20 protein-coding genes are annotated in these 23501 nt (G+C 63.1%); 13 read left to right on the top strand and 7 right to left on the bottom strand.

The features are described 5' to 3' along the window. Window positions 1-21: 21 nt before the first annotated feature. Window positions 22-2805, bottom strand: coding sequence for an autotransporter outer membrane beta-barrel domain-containing protein (locus tag ACFWYE_RS19630; RefSeq protein WP_379113701.1), 2784 nt, complete (start codon window positions 2803-2805; stop codon window positions 22-24). 259 nt (window positions 2806-3064) lie between these two features. On the opposite strand from ACFWYE_RS19630, the gene ACFWYE_RS19625 reads away from it, so the two are divergent. Further along, a complete protein-coding gene (locus ACFWYE_RS19625) occupies window positions 3065-4390 on the top strand; it encodes a tetratricopeptide repeat protein (protein ID WP_379113699.1) in 1326 nt (441 codons plus the stop codon). Between the two features lie 109 nt (window positions 4391-4499). Next, window positions 4500-5951, top strand: coding sequence for a xylulokinase (xylB, locus tag ACFWYE_RS19620; RefSeq protein ID WP_379113697.1), 1452 nt, complete (start codon window positions 4500-4502; stop codon window positions 5949-5951). Between the two features lie 39 nt (window positions 5952-5990). Here xylB and ACFWYE_RS19615 read toward each other — a convergent pair whose 3' ends face one another. Continuing rightward, window positions 5991-6353, bottom strand: a complete 363-nt coding sequence (locus ACFWYE_RS19615; RefSeq protein ID WP_379113695.1) for a nuclear transport factor 2 family protein — start codon at window positions 6351-6353, stop codon at window positions 5991-5993. A gap of 217 nt (window positions 6354-6570) precedes the next feature. On the opposite strand from ACFWYE_RS19615, the gene ACFWYE_RS19610 reads away from it, so the two are divergent. Continuing rightward, window positions 6571-7080, top strand: coding sequence for a GNAT family N-acetyltransferase (locus ACFWYE_RS19610; RefSeq protein ID WP_379113694.1), 510 nt, complete (start codon window positions 6571-6573; stop codon window positions 7078-7080). A gap of 170 nt (window positions 7081-7250) precedes the next feature. Further along, window positions 7251-7460, top strand: coding sequence for a hypothetical protein (locus ACFWYE_RS19605; protein WP_379113692.1), 210 nt, complete (start codon window positions 7251-7253; stop codon window positions 7458-7460). Window positions 7461-7473: 13 nt separating this feature from the next. Here ACFWYE_RS19605 and ACFWYE_RS19600 read toward each other — a convergent pair whose 3' ends face one another. After that, window positions 7474-8454, bottom strand: coding sequence for a GlxA family transcriptional regulator (locus tag ACFWYE_RS19600; RefSeq protein WP_379113690.1), 981 nt, complete (start codon window positions 8452-8454; stop codon window positions 7474-7476). A 77-nt stretch (window positions 8455-8531) separates the two neighbouring features. Between ACFWYE_RS19600 and ACFWYE_RS19595 the strand changes: the two genes are divergently transcribed. From ACFWYE_RS19595 to ACFWYE_RS19555, 9 genes are all read left to right on the top strand, one after another. After that, window positions 8532-9449, top strand: a complete 918-nt coding sequence (locus ACFWYE_RS19595) for a 3-keto-5-aminohexanoate cleavage protein (protein ID WP_379113688.1) — start codon at window positions 8532-8534, stop codon at window positions 9447-9449. Window positions 9450-9487: 38 nt separating this feature from the next. Beyond that, window positions 9488-10579 (top strand): 3-hydroxyacyl-CoA dehydrogenase NAD-binding domain-containing protein, encoded by a 1092-nt coding sequence (locus tag ACFWYE_RS19590; protein WP_379113687.1) that lies wholly within the window; start codon window positions 9488-9490, stop codon window positions 10577-10579. Between the two features lie 3 nt (window positions 10580-10582). Then, complete coding sequence (locus ACFWYE_RS19585; protein WP_379062080.1) at window positions 10583-11746, top strand: acyl-CoA dehydrogenase family protein; 1164 nt, start codon at window positions 10583-10585, stop codon at window positions 11744-11746. Window positions 11747-11768: 22 nt separating this feature from the next. Further along, window positions 11769-12497: a DUF2161 domain-containing phosphodiesterase gene (locus ACFWYE_RS19580; RefSeq protein WP_379113685.1), complete on the top strand. Its 729-nt coding sequence runs from the start codon at window positions 11769-11771 to the stop codon at window positions 12495-12497. Continuing rightward, window positions 12494-14593, top strand: a complete 2100-nt coding sequence (locus ACFWYE_RS19575; RefSeq protein WP_379113683.1) for an acetate--CoA ligase family protein — start codon at window positions 12494-12496, stop codon at window positions 14591-14593. Before ACFWYE_RS19580 ends, ACFWYE_RS19575 begins: the two co-directional genes overlap by 4 nt. Then, window positions 14590-14940: a hypothetical protein gene (locus ACFWYE_RS19570; RefSeq protein WP_379113681.1), complete on the top strand. Its 351-nt coding sequence runs from the start codon at window positions 14590-14592 to the stop codon at window positions 14938-14940. Before ACFWYE_RS19575 ends, ACFWYE_RS19570 begins: the two co-directional genes overlap by 4 nt. After that, on the top strand, window positions 14933-15715 hold the full coding sequence (locus tag ACFWYE_RS19565) for a carnitinyl-CoA dehydratase (RefSeq protein ID WP_379113680.1): 783 nt from the start codon (window positions 14933-14935) through the stop codon (window positions 15713-15715). Before ACFWYE_RS19570 ends, ACFWYE_RS19565 begins: the two co-directional genes overlap by 8 nt. Before the next feature lie 13 nt (window positions 15716-15728). After that, window positions 15729-16670 (top strand): alpha/beta hydrolase, encoded by a 942-nt coding sequence (locus ACFWYE_RS19560; RefSeq protein WP_379113678.1) that lies wholly within the window; start codon window positions 15729-15731, stop codon window positions 16668-16670. A 115-nt stretch (window positions 16671-16785) separates the two neighbouring features. Continuing rightward, window positions 16786-18231, top strand: coding sequence for a family 16 glycosylhydrolase (locus ACFWYE_RS19555; RefSeq protein WP_379113676.1), 1446 nt, complete (start codon window positions 16786-16788; stop codon window positions 18229-18231). A 142-nt stretch (window positions 18232-18373) separates the two neighbouring features. On the opposite strand, the gene ACFWYE_RS19550 is transcribed toward ACFWYE_RS19555, so the two are convergent. The 4 genes from ACFWYE_RS19550 to ACFWYE_RS19535 form a co-directional block, all read right to left on the bottom strand. After that, window positions 18374-19963, bottom strand: coding sequence for an ABC transporter substrate-binding protein (locus ACFWYE_RS19550; RefSeq protein WP_379113674.1), 1590 nt, complete (start codon window positions 19961-19963; stop codon window positions 18374-18376). A 92-nt stretch (window positions 19964-20055) separates the two neighbouring features. Then, entirely contained in the window at window positions 20056-21720 is a 1665-nt protein-coding gene (locus ACFWYE_RS19545; RefSeq protein ID WP_379113673.1) for an ABC transporter ATP-binding protein, read from the bottom strand. Then, window positions 21713-22534, bottom strand: coding sequence for an ABC transporter permease (locus ACFWYE_RS19540; RefSeq protein ID WP_379113672.1), 822 nt, complete (start codon window positions 22532-22534; stop codon window positions 21713-21715). The genes ACFWYE_RS19545 and ACFWYE_RS19540 overlap by 8 nt, the downstream gene beginning before the upstream one ends. 7 nt (window positions 22535-22541) lie before the next feature. After that, the gene (locus ACFWYE_RS19535) at window positions 22542-23501 is read right to left on the bottom strand and encodes an ABC transporter permease (protein WP_379062060.1); all 960 of its coding nucleotides are present in this window, start codon (window positions 23499-23501) and stop codon (window positions 22542-22544) included.

Here is a 23501-nt window from a genome sequence, read left to right as displayed (position 1 = left end):
GCCGGTCAGCCCCGCCATCACTTACCATTTCACGCTGATGCCCAGATTGCCCTCCCAGACCCGGCGCTTTTCTCCGCCGAGATTGGTCGTGTAATCCGCCGTCGCAAAGACGCTCAGCGTTTGCGAAAGCCTGGCCACCACGCCGCCACCGACTTCGAGTGACGTGCCGCCGCGCTCGACATCGATCGGGTCGCCACCGAAGTTCACGCGGTCGGTGGCGTCGAAGTCGTGCCAGAGATTGGCTTTCAGGTAGGGTTGCAGCACCGCGCTGCCCATCGGCATCGCGCCTTGCAGGCGCAGGCCAAGGCGGCCGCTGACGCTGTCGTCATTGTCGAAGGAGACAGTTGAGAACCGGTCTCGCTGCCCGTCGAGCGACAGGTGCTGCCAGATCAGCTGGGCCTGCGGTTCCAGTGTCCACTCCGATGAAAGCTGGATCGGATAGCCGCCCTCGAGCGACAGCGTGACGCCGGTACCGTCGACGTCGATGCCGACATCACGATTGGATGTCGCCTTGCCATCGAGCCATGTGCCCATGACGACGCCGTCCAGATACCAGCCGCCCGGGCCGATATGGGTCCAGTAGGCGCCAAGGCTCGTGGCGTTGAGGTCGAGGTCGCCGACGCCGAGATTGTTCCAGCCCAGCGCCTGGCCGCGGATGTCGCCGTCCATGCGGGTGTGGCCGATGAACAGGCCCGCGCGGTTTTCATGTCCGGCCGGTCCTTCCCAGCCGATCAGATCGGTGCCCAACTGGAAGCCGAACAGATGGCCGTCGAATGTTGGCGCGACGGTACCGCCCCATTCTACCTCGGCGTCCTGGCCGAACACGCGGCCCCAGCTTCCAGGCACCATGCCGACGCCACCGAGCAGCGCCTGCTCGCCGCGTCGCTCGTGGAAGGTGCCGAGATTGGCGCTCATCAGATAATAGCCGGCTGGTGGCAGCACCGCATAGGTCGGCACTTCGACGCGATAGAGCGGCACAGCGGTGCCCGTCACCCGGGTGGCGCCAGGGGATGGCGGTGTGGCATTCCCATCCGTTGGCGGTGTTGTCGTCGGCACGTCTGGCGGCGGTGGTGGTGGGTCTGGCGGTGCCACCGCGGGCGGTGGTGGCGGAGCCACCGGCTGCTGGTCGGTTGGGGTCACGGGTGGCGCCGGATCGACGGGATTGGGATTGCCCGGCGTAGCCTCTGGCGGGACCGGTGGCGGCGGCGTGACCGGCGGCGGCGCCGGCGGTTCCGGCTCCGGCGGTATTGGCTGCGGTGGTGGCGGCGTCGGTTCCAGCGGATCCGGCCCCGGGGCCGGATTGGATGTGATCAGCGTCGAGCGCAGATACCAGTTCTCGTTGCTGCCCGCGCTGACGCCGCCTTTGAAGAGGTAATATTCGTAGGCACCGGCCGCCACTGGTCCGTTGAGTGCGAAGGCCCCGGCGGTGGTGGCGCCCCCGTTCACGGCCTGCACCACCATGATGCCGTCTTGTGTCGTGGCCGCGCCGGCACCGCCGACATTGACAACGGTGATGCTGGTTCCGCCGCTTGCCGTGCCGCCGGAAATGACCAGCCTGTCGGACGCCGAGGAATCGTCACCGAGCGCGGTCTGCAACAGCAGCAGGCCATCATTGCCGGTGTAGTTGCCGGCAATGGTGAAGGTGTCGGTCAGGCTGTTGCCGCCATTGGTGAGATCGATGCGCCCGGCATTGACGACATTGGCAAGTTGTCCTGCCGTGAAGGCCGAGACCCCGCCATTGCCGCCGCCGCCATAGAGCGTGCTGGTTGCATCGACATTGAGTGTGCCCGTGCCGGTGCCGCTGTCACCGAGAGCCAGCGTCCCGCCGAATTTGAGCTCGGTATCGTTGGTCGCGTTGACGCTTTCCCAGTTCTGCAACCGGGAGACATTGGCAAAGTCGACATTGGAAAGAGTGATGGTGTCGGCGCCGAGCCCGCCGCTGACCGCTTTCGTGGCACCGAGATTGCCGTTGTTGAGGTTGCTCAGCGTGGCGGTGTCATTGTCGCCGCCGAGGTCGATCGTGCCGTAGATGATGCCGCCATTGCTCCAGGTGAATGCGTCTTCTCCGAACGAGAGCAGGACATCGCCGCCGATAGAGCCGCCTGTCACCGTCACGCTGTCGTTGCCGCCGCTGACGCTGATGTTGCCGCCGATCGTGCCGCCGGAAATGATGACCGTGTCCTGGTCGAAGCCGGTGACGAGGTTGCGATCGATGACGCCGCCGGACATGTTGAAGTAGTTCTTGTCGAGCTTCATGTTGACGCGGCCGATGCGTCCGCCACTCATGAAGGCCTGGTCGCCGTCGTCGAAAAAGTCGACGATACGGCCGCCAGACATGAAGAAAGTGTCGAGTGCGTCGCCCTGATTGAGCGAACCGATCTGGCCGCCGCTCATCTGGAAGTTGTCGATGCCTGCGCCCTGCTGGACATTGCCGTTCACCGTGCCGGCGCCGATGACGAAGCTGTCCTGGCCATCGCCCTGATCCACTGCACCGGTGATAGTGCCGGATTGCATCTCGATGCGGTCGGCGCCAGCGCCATAGGTGACGTTGCCGGTGATCTGTCCCGTGCCGCCAGCCGGAAAGACCAGCGTGTTGTTGCCGCCGGTATCGACAAGGTTGCCGACAGTCGTTCCGCTGTCGCAGATGACGGTGTCATCGCCGGGCGAGGTCGCAAGCACACAGGCCGCCGAAGCGGGGGAGGACGGCAGCACGCCGAGAAGGAGCGAGGTGGAGGCCAGCAATCCAAGTTTGCCGCGCACGGATAACCTGACCCGGTTCGGCCGGGTCGAGTGGTGTTGCCGCATGAATGTCGTCCCTCTCAATTGCCTGTTTTTGCTGGTCTAGGAACCTTTCGTCTCGACAACCCCGTTGATGTCCCCGCACCGCCGGTCAGGCTGGCTGCCACAAAGAAGCCATGATTTGGCGTGTGCTTCCAAACACGGTTTGTTGCCATGGTTTATGATTTGCGAACATTCGAAAATACGGATTTTTGGGCAAGACTGCGCTTTCCTTGAAACATTTCCGTAAATCATATTGCTTGGCGGTGGACAGGACTGAACAGCGATGATGACCACCGACACATCCGGCCTCGCTTTGACCGGCGCCTCAGGGAGTGCCCGGGAGCACTATCTGCGCGGCCTCTCCGAGTTGCAGCGTTTCGTTGGCGATCCCGTCGGCTCGGTCGACCAGGCTATCGCTGAGGCGCCCGGCTTTGTCATGGCGCATGTGCTGAAGGGCTACCTGTTCGGTCTGGCGACGGAACGCGAGGCGATGGTTGTCGCACGTGCCTGCCACGAAGCCGCACTGCCGCTCGTCGCGACTGCGCGTGAACAGGGCCACGTCATGGCGCTTGGCCACCTGGCTGCGGGACGCTGGCACGAAGCGTCGCGTGTACTGGAAGACCTCACGATCGACTTTCCGCTCGACGCACTGGCCCTGCAGGCCGGTCACCAGATAGATTTCTTCACCGGCAATGCCCGCATGCTGCGTGATCGTATCGGTCGTGCTCTGCCGGCGTGGGACAAGGCGATGCCGGGTTGCCACGCCATTCTCGGCATGCAGGCCTTCGGGCTGGAGGAGACCGGCGACTACAAGCGCGCCGAACAGTTCGGCCGCGCCGCGATAGAGCTCGAACCGCGCGACGGCTGGGCGCAGCACGCCGTGGCGCATGTCATGGAGATGCAAAGCCGCCAGCGCGACGGCATCGCCTGGATGCACGCCAACAAGGACGGCTGGACGCGTGAGAGCTTCCTGCAGGTACACAATTGGTGGCATCTGGCACTGTTCCACTACGATCTCGGTGAGACCGAAGCGGTGCTCGCGCTGTTCGATGGGCCGATCTACGGCAAGCGCTCGACATTATCGCTCAACATGGTCGACGCATCCGCGATCCTGTGGCGTCTCCATCTCGGCGGGATCGATGTCGGTGACCGCTGGGCCCAACTGGCCGCAAACTGGGCGCCGAAGGCTGCCGCGGGCAACTACGCCTTCAACGATGCCCATGCCATGATGGCCTTCGTCGGGGCCGGACTTGAGGCCCCGGCGCGCATGCTGCTCGAAACGCAGCGTGAGGCGATGCGGGCCGGTGACGACAACGCCGCATTCACGCGTGACGTCGGTCACCCCGTCACGTTGGCGGTGAAGGCCTTCGGTGAGGCCAACTATGCCGAGACGGTGCGGCTGCTGAGGCCGATACGCGCTGTCGCACACAGCTTCGGTGGCAGTCATGCGCAGCGCGATGTCATCGATCTGACCTTGATCGAGGCCGCGCTGCGCGATGGCAACGCGCCGCTGGCAAGGGCACTGACGGCCGAACGCGCGCTGGCCCGGCCTGAAAGCCCCTTGTCGACCCTTTTCTCGCGCCGCGCCGCGGGACTGGACGCGAATTGACCTGATCCGGGCCTTAAAGTAGAACAGGCGATATATTTTTCGAAGCTCGAAAAATATATCGCGGTGCAACCGAATGGCACCGGGGCTCGGAACAAATGGGGAGGACGGCATGTATCTCGGGCTCGATCTGGGCACTTCCGGTATCAAGGCACTGCTGATTGACGACAGTCAGGCCATAATCGGCTCAGGTCACGGCTCGCTCGACGTGTCGCGGCCGCATCACGGCTGGTCGGAGCAGGATCCAGCCGAATGGGTCCGCGCCTGTCGCGAGGCCATCGCCGAATTGAAGGCTGCTCACGGCAGGGAGTTCGCCGCGATCAAGGGCATCGGCCTGTCCGGCCAGATGCATGGCGCTACCTTGCTCGATGCCGCTGATGCCGTGCTGCGGCCCTGCATCCTGTGGAATGATACGCGCAGCTTTGCCGAAGCCGCGAAACTCGATGCCGATCCACGCTTCCGCAAGCTCACCGGCAATATCGTCTTCCCAGGTTTCACAGCACCCAAACTCGCCTGGGTGAAGGCAAATGAGCCGGCCATCTTCGCCAGGGTCGCCAAGGTCCTGTTGCCGAAGGATTTTCTGCGGTTCTGGCTGACCGGCGAGCACATTTCCGAAATGTCGGACTCGGCCGGCACCTCCTGGCTGGACGTCGAAAAGCGGCGCTGGTCACCTGAGCTCCTCGCCGCGACGGAACTCGACGAAAAGCATATGCCAGCCCTGGTCGAAGGCACCGAACGGGCCGGTGGACTGCGCGCCGAGCTTGCCTCGGAATGGGGTATCAATGCCGGCATTCCTGTTGCCGGAGGCGCCGGCGACAACGCTGCTTCCGCGTGTGGCATGGGCACGGTCGGAGAGGGCCATGCCTTTGTTTCACTGGGCACATCAGGCGTGCTGTTTGCCGCCAATGCGTCCTATCTGCCCAATCCGCAGAGCGCGGTGCACACTTTCTGTCATGCCTTGCCGGCGACATGGCACCAGATGGGGGTCATTCTTTCGGCGACGGATTCGCTGAACTGGCTCTCGAACATCACCGGCAAAACTGCCGGTGAACTGACCGGTGAACTTGGCGATGCGCTCAAGACGCCAGGCGGCGTCACCTTCCTGCCTTACCTGTCGGGCGAGCGCACGCCGCACAACGACGCCGCCATTCGCGGCGCCTTTGTCGGGCTTGAGCATGAATCGCATCGGGCTGCGCTGACCCAGGCCGTTCTGGAAGGGGTCGCCTTTGCTTTCCGCGACAGTCTGGAGGCCTTGCGCACAGCTGGAACGACGCTGCAACGGGTAACGGCGATCGGCGGCGGTTCGCGTTCGAGATATTGGCTGAAGGCGATCGCCACCGCGCTTGGCATTCCGGTCGATGTGCCCGCCGATGGCGATTTCGGCGCTGCATTTGGCGCGGCCCGGCTTGGCCTCATCGCGGCAGGTAGCGCGGACCCGCTCGCGGTCTGCACCGCCCCGGCCGTTGCGGCCAGCATCGAGCCGGAGCAGGCGTTGGCCGGTGCCTTCGAGGATGCCTACAAACATTATCGCGCACTTTATCCTGCGATCCGCGGGACGATGTAGGTCCGGCCCTCCCGGAAGGGAGGGCAATGATATCAGCCGCTATTGTGCCGGCACCTTGTCGAGAAAACCGGTGACGCTTTTCAGTCGACCATTCTCGATCACGCCGATATCCGTGCCTTCGATCACCGACCCGGTACCTTCCGGGCCGAGGTTCCATGCGAAGCGGATGAAGTCGCCGAAACCGTCAGGCGTACCGCGCAGCGAGAAGCGGAAGCCCGGGAAGCGCTGCTGTACGCCTTCGATCAACTGGGTCATGCCACCGTGGCCGTCGCCCTGCATGATCGGGTCTTGATAGCTGACGTCCCGGGTGAAAGCGGCGTCGAGCAGGCCGGCGCGGCGTGTTGCGTCCGTTTCGTTCCAGGCAGCGAAGTAGTTCTGGGCGATGGCGGTGAGGTCGGTCATGGTCAGGTTCCTTTGTTTCGGGTTTTGACGATGACCTTTTCACCCGGCGGCAAAACGGAACCAATTACGCGGCAGGTAATCGGCGTGATGTCCTTCACTGATCCGCGCCGTGCTGGCCCAGCATTGGAAGCAGCAAGGCGCTTGCGAAGGACGCTGCTCCGGGCGAGATCGCGGCTACGACATGGCGCCCGCACGCGGCTGGCAGGAGTTTATGAAGATGACGACAGGTGACATATCGCAGAGAGACGGGGCAAAAGCTCCTGACGTTGTCGTCCGGCCCGCGACCGAGGCGGATTTCCCGGCTATGAAGCGCATCCTGAGCGAAACCTTCGCAAGCACTTGGCAGCCTGAAATCACGGCCGAGGCTGCGCGGCGGTATCTCGAGACAGATGTCAGTGGTCGCTTCGTCGAGGAGCAGGGCCTCGATTTCCTTGTTGCCACGGTCGATGGGGATGTCGCAGGGCTCGTCAGCTGGCAGGACGATTTCATCGACGCCCTCCATGTCGGCACGCGCCATCAGCGTCTCGGCATCGGTCGCGCGTTGATGAAAGAGGCCGAAAAAGCCATCCGGGCTGCAGGCCAGACACAGGTGCGGCTGGAGACCGACAGCTTCAATCAGCAGAGCCAGGGCTTCTATAAGGCGCTCGGTTATGAGGAGAAAGGCCGTTATCCCGACCTGGAGTGGGAGAGTGATCTGACGACGGTGCTGTTCGAAAAGAAATTCTAAGAATCTGTTAGTCGGGTAAGCTGCGGTGAAATGAAATCACCGTAGCTGCACGTTTTCGTGACGTAATTTTCTCAATCTGCCTTTCAATCGCCCCAACCTTGCCTTCAAGAAGCCGTCACAGGTTTCCTATATACAGGCACTCGCCAGCACGAATCGAAAGGAGGCGAAGAATGCAGACCGAACACGAAATCGACGCCCTTCTGTCGCGTGAGCATGTCGGCTCGATCATCGACCGGTTGATGTCGATGCCGCGTCCGACCAACGACGCCAAGGTGGCCAATGAATGGGACCGCGCGGTTGCCGGTCGCTTCGAGGCACATCTTGCCAAACAGATGCGCGACCTGATCGACGGGACCGAAACCCGCAGCCGCGCCGCCTGACCCGGCGGCGCTTTTAGCCGCCTCTCGCCTTCGTCGGCGCTTCGCCGAACGCTTTCGAAAACGCTCTTGAAAATGCCGCCGCGGATGAAAATCCCGTCCGTTCGGCAATGTCGGCCATGGCGATGCGTGTATCCACCACAAGTCGCCTGGCGGCGGCCAACCTGAGTCGCAAATAGTAGGCGCCCGGCGTCTCGTCGATCGACGCGCGAAAGATGCTCTCCAGCGTGCGGGCGGTGACGCCCGCACGCCTGGCGATTGCGGCGATCGTCAGCGGTTGGTCGACATGTGCCTCCATGAGCCGGATTGCTTGTGCAAGGCGCGGGTCGTAACCATCGAGCCGGCCAAGCGAGACCAGCGGCTGCGCGTCGGTCGCCGCGCGGGCCTGGTCATAGATGAAGACGCTGGCAACATCGAGCGCCACAGCCATGCCGAGCCGCGAGCGCACCAGATGCAGCATCAGGTCGAAGGTCGGTGAGGCGCCGCCCGACGTGAAGACAGGGCCGTCGATGACATAGCGGTCGGGCCGTACGTCGCTGCCTGGAAAGGCGGCGGTGAAATCCTCCATGTCTTCCCAATGGGTTGTGGCGCTGCGCCCTTCCAGCAATCCGGCGCGGCCAACCAGCCAGGTTCCGGCCTCGACACCGCCGATGGCGCGTGCCGTGCGTGCTGCCCGCCTCAGGCCAGCCAGCAGGGCCGAGGTGGCGTAATTCTGCGTGCCAAAGCCGGCGATCACCACCAGCATGTCGGTGGCTTCAGCCGGGTCGAAACGCCCCGAGACGGCAACCGGCAGACCACAGGTGGTCACCGGCGCGTCGCCAGTCATAGAGACGAGCCGGTAGTCGAACAGCGTCTCGCCGGTGATACGGTTGGCTGCCCGCAATGGGTCGACCGCGGAAGCCACGCACATGATGGATGAACCGGAGAAGACGAGCAGGGTGACCTTGAGCGGCGTGCGCTCCGCAAGAAAGATTGAACGCCTTTCGGTTTTTGCCATGTTTGTTTCGTAAAACGCAAAACAGTCTTCGGCAAGCGGCGCAATGATCCGTCAAAAGCATTTCGGGAGGAAAAGCGATGCCGCTTGCGATGAACCGCGAGGTCTTCATTACCTGTGCCGTGACCGGGTCCGGCGGCACGCAGGACCGCAGTCCACATGTGCCGCGTTCGCCCAAGCAGATCGCCGATTCGGCCATCGAGGCGGCCAAGGCGGGTGCTGCGATCGTGCATTGCCATGTCCGCGATCCGGAAACCGGCAAGCCGCGCCGCGACATCCATCTCTATCGTGAAGTCACCGAACGCATCCGTGACGCCAATGTCGACGTCGTCCTGAACCTGACCGCTGGCATGGGCGGCGACATGGTGTTCGGCGACGTCGAAAATCCGCTGCCCCTGAAACAGCAGGGCACCGACATGGGTGGCGCCAGCAACCGTGTCGAGCACGTGCGCCAGTGCCTGCCCGAGATCTGCACGCTGGATTGCGGCACGATGAATTTCAATGAAGCCGACTACGTCATGACCAACACGCCGGGCATGCTGCGTGCCATGGGCGGCATGATGACGGCGATGGGCGTGAAGCCGGAAATCGAGGCGTTCGACACCGGCCATCTCTGGTTCGCCAAGCAATTGGTGGAAGAAAAGGTGCTGGCGCCCGATGCGCTGGTGCAACTGTGCATGGGGGTGCCGTGGGGTGCCCCGGATGATCTCAACACCTTCATGGCGATGGTCAACAACGTGCCGAAGGAATGGACGTTCTCGGCGTTCGCGCTCGGCCGCAACCAGATGGCCTACGCTGCCGCGGCCGTGCTTGCGGGCGGCAATGTCCGCGTCGGGCTGGAAGACAATCTCTGGCTGGACAAGGGCGTGCTTGCCACCAATGCGCAGCTGGTCGAACGTGCGGTCGGCATTATCGAAAATCTCGGCGCCCGCGTGATCGGGCCGGAAGAAGTCCGCAAGAAGCTCAACCTGACCAAGCGCGCGCCGCTGGCGGCATAAGCTTTGAAAACTTGAAGCCGTTTCGGGGAACGACAGGAATGACAATCGAAAAAGCGGCCGCCATCGGCGGTGGAGTCATCGGCGCCGGCTGGGTCGCGCGCCTGCTGCTCAACGGCATCGACGTCTCGATCTACGATCCCGATCCAGAGGCCTCGCGCAAGGTCAGCGAAGTGATGAAGGGCGCGCGCCGCGCCTACAAGCGGATGCTGCCCGGCGGCCTGCCCAAGGAGGGCAAGCTTACCTTCGCCAAGACGATCGCCGAAGCGGTGACGGATGCCGATTTCATCCAGGAAAGCGTGCCGGAACGGCTCGACCTGAAGCACAGGGTGCTGGCCGAGATCGACCTGCATGCGCCGGCCAATTCGATCATCGGTTCGTCGACGTCCGGCATCAAGCCGTCCGACATGCAGGTGGCGATGAAGAAGCACCCTGAGCGGCTGGTCGTCGGCCATCCGTTCAATCCGGTCTATCTGCTGCCCCTGGTCGAGATCGTCGGCGGCGCGCAGACCTTCCCGGAAGCGATCGAGGTCGCCAGGGAGATCTATTCGTCGATCGGCATGAAACCGGTGGTCATCCGCAAGGAGATCGAGGCGTTTGTCGGCGATCGTCTGCTTGAAGCAGCCTGGCGCGAGGCGCTCTGGCTGATCAAAGACGGCATCTGCACCGTCGAGGAACTCGATGACATCATGCGCTACGGTTTCGGTCTGCGCTGGGCGCAGATGGGCATGTTCCAGGTCTACCGTATCGCCGGCGGCGAGGCCGGCATGCGCCACTTCATGGCGCAGTTCGGGCCATGCCTGCAGTGGCCATGGACGAAGCTGACCAACGTGCCGGAGTTCAACGATGAACTGGTCGACCTGATCGCTGGCCAATCCGACGACCAGTCGTCCAGATGGTCGATCCGAGAGCTCGAGAAGATCCGCGACGACAACCTCGTCGCGATCATGGAAGCGCTGTCAAAACAGAACAAGGGCAAGGGCTGGGGCGCCGGCGCGCTGCACAACAGCTACACCAAGCAGCTGACTGATCTGGCCACGGCAAAGACAAGGATTTCCAGCGCCGCGGCGAAAGCCAAGGCGACCAAGCCAGTGAAAAAGGCGACCAAGAAGACGGCCGGGAAGAAGGGCTGAGCCATGCATTTCGGCCTGACCGAAGAACAGCAGCTTATCGTCGATACAACGCGCGCTTTCGTCGAGAACGAGCTTTATCCGTATGAGCTGGAGGTCGAGCGCAGCGGCCACCTGCGCATGGACCTGATCAAGGAACTGCAGGCCAAGGCGATCGCCGCTGGCCTCTATGCCGCCAACATGCCGGCCGAAGTCGGTGGCGCCGGCCTGGATACGCTGACCTGGCTGCTCTACGAGAAGGAGTTGGGCCGCGCCAACTATGCGCTGCACTGGACCTGCGTGGCGCGGCCATCCAACATCCTGCTCGCCGGCACCGACGCGCAGCGCGAGAAATATCTCTTCCCCTGCATCCGCGGCGAGAAATGGGACTGCCTCGCCATGACCGAGCCTGGCGCAGGCTCGGACCTGCGCGGCATGAAGGCGAGCGCGATCGAGAAGGGCGGCGACTGGGTGCTGAACGGCACCAAGCACTTCATCTCCCATGCCGACATTGCCGACTTCGCCATCTGCTTCATGGCTTCCGGCGAAGAGGACAGCCCGCGCGGCAAACGCAAGAAGATCACGGCCTTCTTCGTCGACAAGGGAACGCCCGGTTTCACCGTGCGCGACGGCTACCGCAACGTCTCGCATCGCGGCTACACCAATTCGGTGCTGGAGTTCGACGACTGCCGCATCCCGCAGGAACAGGTGCTGGGTGAGATCCACAAAGGTTTTGAGGTGGCCAACAGCTGGCTGGGCGCCACACGCCTGCAGGTCGGTGCCACATGCCTCGGCCGGGCCGAGCGCGCGTTGCAGCACGCCATCGACTATGCCGCGCAGCGCGAGCAGTTCGGCCAGCAGATCGGCAAATTCCAGGGCGTGTCCTTCAAGCTGGCCGACATGGCGACGGAACTGAAGGCAGCGAACCTGATGGTGATGGAAGCCGGCTGGAAATACGACCAGGGCAGCGTGACCGACCAGGACATGGCTATGGCGAAGCTCAAAGCCACCGAGGTGCTGGCCTATATCGCCGACGAGGCGATCCAGATACATGGCGGCATGGGCCTGATGGATGACCTGCCTCTGGAGCGTATCTGGCGCGACGCCCGTGTCGAGCGTATCTGGGAAGGCACGTCCGAAATCCAGCGCCACATCATTTCGCGCGCCCTGTTGAGGGCAGTCGGAGGTTAGCCCCGCATCATGGCCCCCTATCATGGCTAAGACCGGCATCAAGGAAACCGACCTTTACCTGCCCGTGAAGCGGCTGCTTGAAGCACAGGGCTACAGCGTGAAGGGAGAGGTCGGGGCCGCCGACATCGTGGCTGTCCGTGATGGCGATGATCCGGTCATTGTCGAACTGAAGGCGGGTTTCTCGCTGGCACTCTTCCATCAGGCGATCCAGCGCCAGGCCATCAGTGACGCCGTCTATGTCGCCGTGCCGCGAGGCGCCGGCCGCGCTTCGCTCAAGGCGCTGGTCGAAAACAGGAAGCTTTGCCGGCGGCTCGGGCTTGGCCTGATCACCGTACGGCTTGCCGACGGCTTTACCGAGATCCATTGCGATCCGGGGGCTTACAAGCCGCGCCAGTCGAAACCACGCAAGACCCGGCTGCTGCGCGAATTCGAAAGACTGGTCGGCGACCCCAACCTTGGCGGGGCGACCCGCCGCAACCTGGTGACCGGATATCGCCAGGAGGCATTGCGCTGCCTCAACCTGCTCGATGAGCAGGGGCCAACAAAAGCGGCCGAGGTCGCCAGGCGGACCAGCATAACGCATGCCCGGCGTCTGATGGCCGACAACCATTACGGATGGTTCGAACGGGTCGGCACCGGCATCTATGCGCTCAGCCCGAAGGGCGTGAAGGCGACGACGGAATATCTGACCGAACTCGAAAAGCTCCGCGCGGCTGGTGCGGACAATGCAGCTGTGACCATCGAACCATGACAATGCCCCGCGACCTTTCCCGCCTGCTGCGCCCGAAGTCCATCGCCGTCGTCGGTGGTGGTTTCTTTGCTCCCAACGTCGTCAGGCAATCGCTCAAGATGGGTTTTGCCGGTGAGATCTGGCCGGTCCATCCGAGCAAGGACGAGGTGGCAGGCGTCAAGGCCTACCGCTCGCTCGCCGAGTTGCCGCATGCACCGGATGCCACCTTCATCGGTGTCAACAGGCATCTCACCATCGATGTGGTGCGCGAGTTGAGCGCGAGCGGCGCCGGCGGCGCCATCTGTTTTGCGGCAGGTTTTCGCGAGACCGCGCACTACGAGGCCGAAGGCCAGGACCTGCAACTGGCGTTGATCGAAGCTGCCGGCGGCATGCCGATCATCGGCCCGAACTGCTATGGCCTGATCAACTACGCCGACGGCGCCTTGCTGTGGCCGGACCAGCATGGCGGTCGCCGGCTGCAGGATGGCGAGAAGGGTGCGGCCATCATCACCCAGTCCTCCAACATCGCCTGCAACCTGACCATGCAGACGCGTGGCCTGCCCGTGGCGTTCCTGATGACGGCAGGCAACCAGGCGCAGACCGGCCTTTCCGAAATGGCGCTCGGCCTCATCGAGGACGAGCGCGTCTCCTGCCTTGGCCTGCACATCGAAGGCTTTGACAAAGTCGACGGCTTCGAGCGGTTGGCGGCACGGGCGCGGCAGCTCAAGAAACCAATCGTTGCCATGAAAGTCGGCCGCTCCGAACAGGCGCGCGCCGCCACCATTTCGCACACTGCTTCACTTGCCGGTTCGGATGCCGCCTCCGATGCGTTCCTGAAGCGGCTCGGCATTCCGCGTGTCGATACCATCCCGTCATTCCTGGAAACGCTGAAGCTGCTGCACGCGGTTGGGCCGCTTTCGAAACCAACGCTGTCGTCGATGAGCTGCTCAGGTGGCGAAGCGTCGGTCATGGCCGATACCGCCGAAGGCCGGCGCGTGTACTTTCCCGCCTTGAGCGAAGCGCATAAGGCGCGCTTGCAGGAAACGCTCGGGCCGCTGGTCGCCGTCGCCAACCCGCTCGACTACAACACCTATATCTGGGGCAAGCAGGACGCGCTCACCGCAACCTTCTCGGCCATGGCGTCCGGTGGCTTCGGCCTCAACATGCTGGTGCTGGATTTTCCGCGCACTGACCGCTGTTCCGATGCCGACTGGTGGCCGACCGTGAATGCGTTCGAGGCCGCGCTGAAGGCCAACGGCGCGCATGGCGCCATCGTCGCCTCGATGGGTGAGAACCTGTCGGAAGATCATTCGACCGAACTGCTCAGGCGCGGGATCGTCCCGATCCATGGCATCGCCGAGGCGTTCGACGCAGCCGAAGCGGCCGTGTTCGTTGCGGAAGCATGGCAGCATCCGATCTCACCGAGCATCGGGATCGGTGGTCCTGCACTTGGCGGAGGCGAGGCTGTCGCGCCTGAGCGGCAGCCGGACGAAGCCACCGCCAAGGCCATGCTGGCGGTTGCCGGCCTGCCGGTTCCGCAAGGCAGGCAGGCGGCGAACGTTGCCGGGGCCGTCGCGGCGGCCGAGGCGCTCGGCTTTCCGGTTGCGCTCAAGGCGCTCGGCGTTGCGCACAAGAGTGAACTTGGCGCCGTGCGGCTCAATCTGAGGAGCGCTGCGGATGTTCATGATGCCGCTACCGCTTTGCTGCCACTGGGCAGCGGGCTTTATGTCGAGGCGATGGTGACCGGCGGCGTCGCGGAGCTGATCGTCGGTCTGACCCGCGATCCGGTCTTCGGTCCGGTGATGACGGTCGGCACTGGCGGGGTGCTGGTGGAGCTTCTGAAGGACAGCGCCACGCTGCTTCTGCCGACCGTGCGCGACGAGATCGAGGCTGCACTGCGCAGCCTGCGCATGTTCCCGCTGCTCGATGGCTATCGCGGCCGGCCCAAGGCCGACCTCGACGCCGCCGTGGCGGCAATCGAGGGGATTGCCCGTTTCGCCATGGCTCATGCCGGTGGCATCGAGGAACTCGACATCAACCCGCTGATCGTCTGCGCCGAAGGCAAGGGAGCGTGGATCGCGGACGCCTTACTCATCACACAACCGGTGCGAGTATGATTGTTCCACCGCCGTCCGCTCAAAAGGAAAGTGAACTTCCACCTTCGGCAATCGATGTCATCACCTATCCGCCATACAAACTCATCTGGTGCTTGGAGAAGTTTAACAAGCAAACCGAGTTACTGGTCGCAGAAGTCGTGCTGAAGGATTTCGATGTCCGGGCTCTTCGACGGATCTACCGGCGTCCACCAAGCGATTCCATGATTGAAGGCGGTTGGCCAATAACCGGACGCGTTCGTGGTCAAATCGAGGCTTTGATTGGCCACAAAATGAACTTGAAGCAACACAGTTGCTTCATTGCTGCAAGCGCCGTGAACTACAACGAGGTGAATAGATCACATGTCTGACGTCGTAAGAACCCGCCGCGAAAGTGTCATCCTCGAAGTCACGCTCGACCGGCCCAAGGCCAACGCCATCGATTTGAAGACGTCGCGCCTGCTCGGCGAAACCTTCAAGGCGTTTCGCGATGACCCGGAACTGCGCATCGCCATCGTCAAGACGGCCGGCGACAAGTTCTTCTCCGCCGGCTGGGATCTCAAGGCGGCGGCTGCCGGCGACGCCGTCGACGGCGATTATGGTGTCGGCGGCTTTGCCGGCCTGCAGGAACTGCGCGACCTGAACAAGCCGGTCATCGCCTGCGTCAATGGCATGGCGGTCGGCGGCGGCTTCGAACTGGCGCTGTCCTGCGACCTCATCTACGCCTCGGATCATGCCAGCTTCGCGTTGCCTGAGATCCGCGCCGGCACGCTGGCGGATGCCGCGACCATCAAGCTGCCGAAGCGCATTCCCTATCACGTCGCCATGGATCTTTTGCTCACCGGCCGCTGGATGGATGTGCAGGAGGCGCATCGTTGGGGCCTCGTCAACGAGGTGCTGCCGGCCGACAGACTGGAAGATCGTGTCTGGGAGGTCGCCCGTCTGCTTGCCGGCGGTCCGCCCCTGGTCTTCGCGGCCATAAAGGAAGTGGCGCGCGCCGCCGAGACCATGGGCTTCCAGGAGACCATGAACCGCATCACCAAGCGCCAGTTCCGCACGGTGGACGAGCTGTATGCCTCGGAAGACAATCTGGAGGGCTTCAAGGCCTTCGCGGAAAAGCGCGATCCGGTGTGGAAAGGCAAGTGAGCGACAGACGGTCATGACCGACTACACCAAGCTGATCGACGCCGAGACCTGGGCCTTCATCGAGAAGACCAATTCCTACTATCCGCCCGACACGATCGATTACACGATCGAGCAGCAGCGCGGTGTCTACAACCGCATGTGCCGCGAGTTCTTTGCGGGGTATCCGGAGGGCGTCTCGGCGGAAACGACCACCATCGCAACGCCCGATCATTCCATTCCGATCCGCATCTACCGCCAGGCGGACGCGGAGCCGCAGGCGCTGGTCCTCTATTTCCATGGCGGCGGGTTCATACTCGGTGGGCTGGACAGCCATGATGACGTCTGCGCCGAACTGTGCGGCCGCACCGGTTACGAGGTGGTTTCAGTCGATTACCGGCTGGCCCCGGAGCATCGTCATCCTGCCGCCTTCGACGACGCGATGGCGGCATTCGGCTGGGCAGCTTCCCGCTACCAGGTGCCGATCCTGCTGGTCGGCGACAGCGCCGGCGGCAACCTGGCTGCTGCGGTCGCGCATACGACGCGCGCGCATCCGCGCCGGGCTGTCGGTCAACTGCTGATCTATCCCGGTCTCGGCGGCGATCAGTCCAAGGGTTCTTACGTCACTCATGCCGAAGCGCCGATGCTGACGATGCGCGACCTGATCTTCTACAAGAATGTCCGCACCGGCGGGGAAGGGCGAATGCTCGACCCAACTATTGCGCCAATGCTGGACCGCGACTTTTCAAATCTGCCGCCCACTGTGGTCATCACGGCCGAATGCGACCCGCTGTCTTCCGACGGCGAAGCCTATCGCGACCGCATCCTGGCGGCCGGCGGCAAAGCGTTTTGGCGAGAGGAAGCAGGCCTTGTGCACGGCTATCTGCGCGCCCGCCACACCGTGACGCGTGCCCGTGAAAGCTTCTCGCGCATCGTGGAAGCCGTGTGGCGACTGGGCAGAAGCGAATGGCCGCATTGAGCCGCGGCCATCGGTAACAGCCTGTATCATAATGTTAGCATTTTAGCGGGTCGTCAGATTAGCGGGTGGATGCTAGCTTGAAGACGGGTGGCATTTTCGACGACAGGAGATCGTCATGGCCACCGTGCGCAACGCCAAGGGCGTGCTGCTTCCTTACAGTGATCCCTCCGTCAGCCACTTTTCGGCGACCAATTCCGGCCCTGACCTCTACGGCAGTGTCCGCAACGATTCGCTGTGGGGCGACAGCAGGGTGAACGTCACCATGCATGGCGGGCTGGGCGACGATATCTACCATCTCTATTCGGCCATCAACCGCGCGGATGAACGCCCGGGTGAGGGGATCGACACTGTCGAAACCTGGATGAGCTACACGCTGCCCGCCAACATCGAGAACCTCACAGTCACCGGCAATGGGCGCTACGCCATCGGCAACGATCTGAACAACATCATCAGCGGCGGTGCCGGCAAGCAGACGATCGACGGTGGACTGGGCGACGACGTCCTGAAGGGCGGAGGGGGCAGCGACACCTTCCTGTTCGAGAAAGGCAATGGCAGCGACCTGATCCTGGATTTCGGCAGCGACGACAATGTCCGCCTGACCGGCTACGGCTTCAGTTCTTTCGCCGAGGTCAGGGCCAGCATGGTCCAGTCGGGCAACGATGTGCGGCTCAACCTAGGGCCAACCGAATTCCTGGTCTTCGCCAACACCACCGTCGACAAGTTGAAGGCGGACCAGTTCGAACTCAGCCTTGACCGGTCCCATCTCAACCTTTCCTTCTCGGATGAGTTCAACACGCTGAGCCTGCGCAACGGCACCAGCGGTACCTGGGACACCAATTTCTGGTGGGGCGCCAAAAACGGAAGCACGCTGACCTCGAACGGCGAAAAACAGTGGTACATCGACCACGACTATGCACCGACCAGTTCGGTCCAGCCGTTCGATGTCGAGAATGGCGTGCTGACCATCACCGCCGCCCGGGCCGAAGACACGATCAAGCCTTACATCAACAACTACGACTACACATCGGGACTGCTCAACACCTACGGATCGTTCGCCCAGACCTACGGCTACTTCGAGATCCGCGCCGACATGCCCGACAACCACGGCGTCTGGCCGGCTTTCTGGCTGTTGCCGGCGGACGGATCGTGGCCGCCGGAGCTCGACGTGGTGGAAATGCGTGGCCAGGATCCGAACACGGTCAATGTCGCTGCGCATTCAAACGAGACCGGCAGCCGTACCACCGTCGGCTCGGCGGTAGGTGTTCCCGATACCGAGGGTTTCCACAATTACGGACTGCTTTGGACCGAGGACGAACTGGTCTGGTATTTCGATGACACCGAGATTTTTCGGACTCAAACGCCGTCAGACATGCACAAGCCCATGTATATGCTGGTCAATCTGGCCGTGGGCGGCGCCGCTGGAACACCGTCGGACGGGCTGGCGACACCCTCCGAAATGCAGGTCGACTACATCCGCGCCTATGAGTTGAACAACGCGAACGTTCAGGCGGACAACGCCCGGATTGATCATGTGGTTCATGCCTATGACTGGTGGCACTAGGGCGGCCTGCGTCCGTTCAGACGGACAAGGTACGCCCTGAAAATTCGCGCATGACGAAGCTCTCCTAACTCATGCGCTGAGCCACCGTCTTCAGCGCCATGCGGCGATCCCTTCCTGCCGCATGGCGCTGTGTTCTTGAGGGTCACGCCTTCAGCCAGCAGGCTCCCAGGGCATAACCATCCATCATCTCGCCCTGCGGATTGGCGGCCCAGCCATCGATCTTGCTGGTCGCCACAGCGTCGATGAACTGGTTGAAGAACGGTACGATCGTGCCGCCTTCGTCGCGCACCATCATTGCCATGTCGTGGAACAGCGCCTTGCGCTTGTCCTGGTCGAGTTCGCCTCGTGCCTTCATCAGCAACTGGTCGAAATCCGGGCGTTTGAAGCGCGTATCATTCCAGTCCGCGGTGGAGGCAAGCGCCGTTGCATACATCTGCGCCTGTGTCGCGCGGCCGCCCCAATAGGAGAGCGAGAACGGCTTCTTGTTCCACACTTCCGACCAGTAGCCGTCACCGGGTTCACGCTTGATCTCGATCTTGATGCCGGCTTTGGCGCAGCTCTGCTGGTAGAGCTGGGCGGCATCGACCGCTCCGGGAAACGCGACATCGGAAGTGCGCAGCAGGATCGATCCCGAATGGCCGGACTTCTTGTAGTGCTCCGCGGCTTTTTCAGGGTTGAATTTGCGCTGCTCGATGTTGTCCGGAAACAGTGGATAGGCCGCGTTGATCGGGAAGTCATTGCCGAGCGACCCGTAGCCGAACAGGATCTTGGAAAGCAGCTCCTCGCGGTCCATGGCCAGTTTCAATGCCATGCGCAGGTCGGCATTATCGAAGGGGGCGGTGTCGCAGAACATGTTCAACGGATAGAAGCCACGCCCCGAGGTCGCTTCCACCGACACGCCCGGCACCCGCTTGACGAGGTTCACCACTTTGGGCTCGACCCGGTTGATGAAATGCACCTGGCCGCCCTGCAGCGCCGCCAGCCGCGCGGTCGCGTCGTTGATGACCACGATCTCGACCTGGTCGGCGTGGCCAAGCTTGTCGCCGCCCCAATAGTTGGCGAAGCGCTCGCCGCCATGGCGCACGCCGGGCTCGTTGACCTTGACCTTGTAGGGGCCCGCGCTGATGCCGGCATTGGGGTTGTCCCTGCCGCCATTCGGCTGGATGACGAGGTGATAGTCGGCCATCAGGTAAGGGAAGTCCGCATCTGGCTCGGCCAGCGAGACGATCACTTCCTTGCCTTCGGCTTTCATCGCCTTGATGTTCTTCAGAACGCCGAGCGCACCCGACTTGGATTTCTCGTCGGCATGCCGCTCCAGTGTCGCGAGCACATCCTCCGCCTTCACGGTCTTGCCGTTGTGGAACTCGATGCCGTCGCGGACCTTGATCGTCCAGATCCTGGCATCGTCCGACGAACCGATCTCCTCCGCGATCATGTTTTCCAGGCCGCCGTCCGGCGTCAGCCGATTGAGGAACTCGCCCCATTGCTTGCAGAAATTGAAGGTGACCTGGCTGAGGTTTGTCGCCGGATCGAGGCTGTTGGTCGACTCGCCGCCTTGCAGGCCGGCCCGAAGGAGACCGCCTTTGGCCGGGGTTTGTGCAAAGGCGCGGTCGGCCAGCGTGCCGGCCATGGCGGCGGTCACGCCGAGCGCTGCGGCGCGGCCGAGAAAATCGCGGCGGGTGATGCCGCCTTTGCCGGCCAGCCTGGCGAGATGATCGAGTTCGGTTGTCATGTTCTGCTCCCTTCCCATTTCGGGCTTGTCCGCCCCCAAGAAGATCACAGTGGCGGCCGCTCGTTGCGGCCGCATGACAGTCAGCTGGAAACCTAGTTCCCGGCGCTCTCCATGCGCCGGCCCTGGATCGCACTTTCCAGCCAGCCCTGCTCCATTTCCGGCACCGAAGAAAGCAGCAGATCGGTGTAGGCGTCGAAGGGGGGCGCCAGCACCTGGCTTTTGGGACCGTAGCGAACGACTTCGCCGCGATACATGACCGCGATCGCGTCGGCGATCGACTTCACCGTGGCGATGTCGTGCGTAATGAACAGGTAGGCGACCTTTTCTTCCTGCTGCAGTTCGAGCAGCAGTTTCAGGATGCCGTTGGCCACCAGCGGGTCGAGCGCGGACGTGACCTCGTCGCAGATGATCAGCTTCGGCTTCGCCGCCAGCGCGCGGGCGATGCAGACGCGCTGTTTCTGGCCGCCGGAAAGCTCGGCCGGATACCGGTCGGCGAAGCCCTGGCCCATCTCGATCTTGTCGAGCAGTTCGGCGACACGCTGGTCGCGCGCCTTGCCGCGCATGCCGAAATAGAATTCGAGCGGCCGGCCGATGATGGTGCGCACGGTCTGGCGCGGGTTCATGGCGACATCGGCCATCTGGTAGATCATCTGCAGTTGGCGCAGGTCTTCCTTCGGCCGGTCGGCGAGGCGGTTGGACAAGGTGCGGCCATCGAAGCTGATCGAGCCCGCTTCCGGAGGCAGAAGCCCGGTGATGGCCCGGGCCAGCGTCGATTTGCCGGAGCCGGATTCGCCGACCACCGCCAGCGTCTGGCCGGGATGCAGGTCGACCGAAACATTCTTCAGGACCTTGACGGCGCCGCCGCCATAGGCCGCCGTCACATTCTTCACCGAAAGCACCGGCGTGGAACTCGGCTGCTTTTCGGCGTGGTCGATCTCGTGCACGGCCACCAGTGCACGGGTGTAGTCCTGCTGCGGCAGCTTGATGATCTGGTGCGTATCGCCGCGCTCGACCAGCCGACCGTGGCGCAGCACCAGGATTTCGTCGGCGACCTGGGCTACCACGGCGAGGTCATGGCTGATGTAGAGCGCCGCGACATGGGTGTCTCGGATGGCATCCTTGATCGCCGCCAGCACATCGATCTGCGTCGTCACGTCCAGCGCTGTCGTCGGCTCGTCGAAGACGATGAGGTCCGGTTCCGAACACAGCGCCATCGCCGTCATCACGCGCTGCAGCTGACCACCCGAGACCTGGTGCGGATAGCGGTTGCCGATGGCTTCGGGATTGGGCAGGCTGAGTTTCTTGAAAAGCGCGATGGCGCGCTTTTCTGCCTCGGCGCGCGTGGCGACACCGTGCAGCAGGGCCGCTTCCACGACCTGATCCATCAGCTTGTGCGCAGGGTTGAAGGCGGCTGCGGCCGATTGCGCTACATAGCAGACTTCCCGGCCGCGCAGCTTGCGCACGCCCTTCGGGTTCAGCGGCAGGATATCGCGCCCGTTGAGCAGGACCTGGCCGCCGGTGATCTTCACACCGCCACGGCCATAAGCCATTGACGACAGGCCGATGGTTGACTTGCCGGCACCGGATTCACCGATGAGGCCCAGAACCTTGCCGCGCTTCAGCGTCAAGGAGACGTCATGCACCAGGGTCACGGTCTTCGGTGCTTCGTCGGGCGGAAACACCCGCGCCTCGATCCTGAGATCGCGGATGTCGAGCAGCATTTCGGGCTTTTGCGTTGCCGCCTGAGCCTTAGCCATTGCCGCGTCCTCCCTTCAGGTCCGAGGTGCGGTTCAGCACCCAGTCGGCGACCAGGTTGACCGAGATGGCGAGCAGGGCGATCGCTGCCGCCGGGATGAGGGCCGCGGGAATGCCGAAGACGATGCCGTCCTTGTTCTCCTTCACCATACCGCCCCAGTCGGCGTCAGGCGGCTGGACACCCAGGCCAAGGAAGGACAGCGCCGACAGGAAGAGCACCGCATAGATGAAACGCAGGCCAAGTTCCGAAATCAGGGGCGAGAGCGCGTTGGGCAGGATCTCACGGAAGATGATCCAGCTCATCCCTTCGCCGCGCAGTTTGGCGGCTTCGACGAAATCCATGACGTTGATGTCGACGGCGACCGCGCGCGACAGGCGATAGACGCGGGTGGCATCGAGGATGCCCATGACCAGGATCAGAGTGAGGATCGTGGAGGGCAGCACCGACAGCACAACCAGCGCGAAGATCAGCGTCGGGATCGCCATCAGCAGATCGACGAAGCGCGACAGGATCATGTCGAACTTGCCGCCGATCGTCGCTGCCGTGAAACCGAGGATGGAGCCCAGGCAGAACGCCAGCGCCGTTGCCAGCACCGCGATGAAGATGGTGACGCGCGCGCCGTAGATCATGCGCGACAGCAGGTCGCGGCCGAGATTGTCGGTGCCCAGCACGTTCGCCGACGACATCGGCGCCCAGACGTCGCCGACGATCTCGCCGTTGCCGTAGGGCGCGATCCAGGGTGCGAAGATCGCGCAGATCAGGAACAGTCCGGTAAGGATCAGGCCGATCCAGGCGGTGAGCGGAATGTTTTTCATGCCGCCCTCACTTCGGATGCCGCAGACGCGGATTGGCGAGGATCGCGGCGATGTCGGCGATCATGTTCAGCGTGATGTAGACCGCGGCGAAGATCAGGCCGACAGCCTGCACCACCGGCACGTCGCGCTTGGCGACATGGTCGACCAGATATTGCCCCATGCCAGGATAGACGAAGATGACCTCGACCACGACGACGCCGACGATCAGGTAGGCAAGGTTCAGCATCACCACATTGACCACAGGCGCGATCGCATTGGGGAAGGCGTGCTTGCGGATGATGTCGAAGGGCGACAACCCCTTGAGCTCGGCGGTCTCGATATAGGCCGACTGCATGACATTGAGGATCGCTGCGCGTGTCATGCGCATCATATGCGCCAGCACGACCAGCGTCAGCGCCGTCGCCGGCAAGGCGATCGCTTTCATGCGCTCCAGGAACGGCATGCCGTCATAGACCGTCGAGATGCCGGGGAAGATCTGCCACTGCACGGCGAAGAAATAGACGAGCAGGTAGCCGATGAAGAATTCCGGCAGTGATGTGGACGCCAGTGCCAGACCCGAAATGAGTTTGTCGACGAAACCGTTGCGGTAGCGCACGGCAAGCAGGCCGAGGCCGATCGCCAGCGGCACCGAGACAATGGCAGCCCAGAAGGCGAGGAACAACGTGTTCCACAGCCGCCCGCTGATGGCGGAAGCGATGTCCTGTCCCGACGACAGCGCTGTGCCCAGGTTGCCGGTCAGGATGCCGCCCAGCCATCTGAAGTAGCGGATATAGGCGGGATCGTTGAGGCCGAGTGCCTCGCGCAGGTTGGCGAGCGACTCTGCCGTCGCCGACTGACCAAGGATGGACTGGGCGACGTCGCCCGGAAGAATCTGCGTGCCGACGAAGATCAGCACGGAGACGGCGAACAGGAGCAGAAGGCCCAACGCGATGCGTTGGGCGATCAGCTTCAGGATGGGCGAACTCAC

The sequence above is a fragment of the Mesorhizobium sp. NPDC059025 genome (genome assembly GCF_042739655.1).
In the GTDB taxonomy this organism is placed as follows: Bacteria; Pseudomonadota; Alphaproteobacteria; order Rhizobiales; family Rhizobiaceae; genus Mesorhizobium.
The sequence above is the reverse complement of the archived record's forward strand: the minus strand, read 5'-3'. Positions and strand labels throughout refer to the sequence as shown.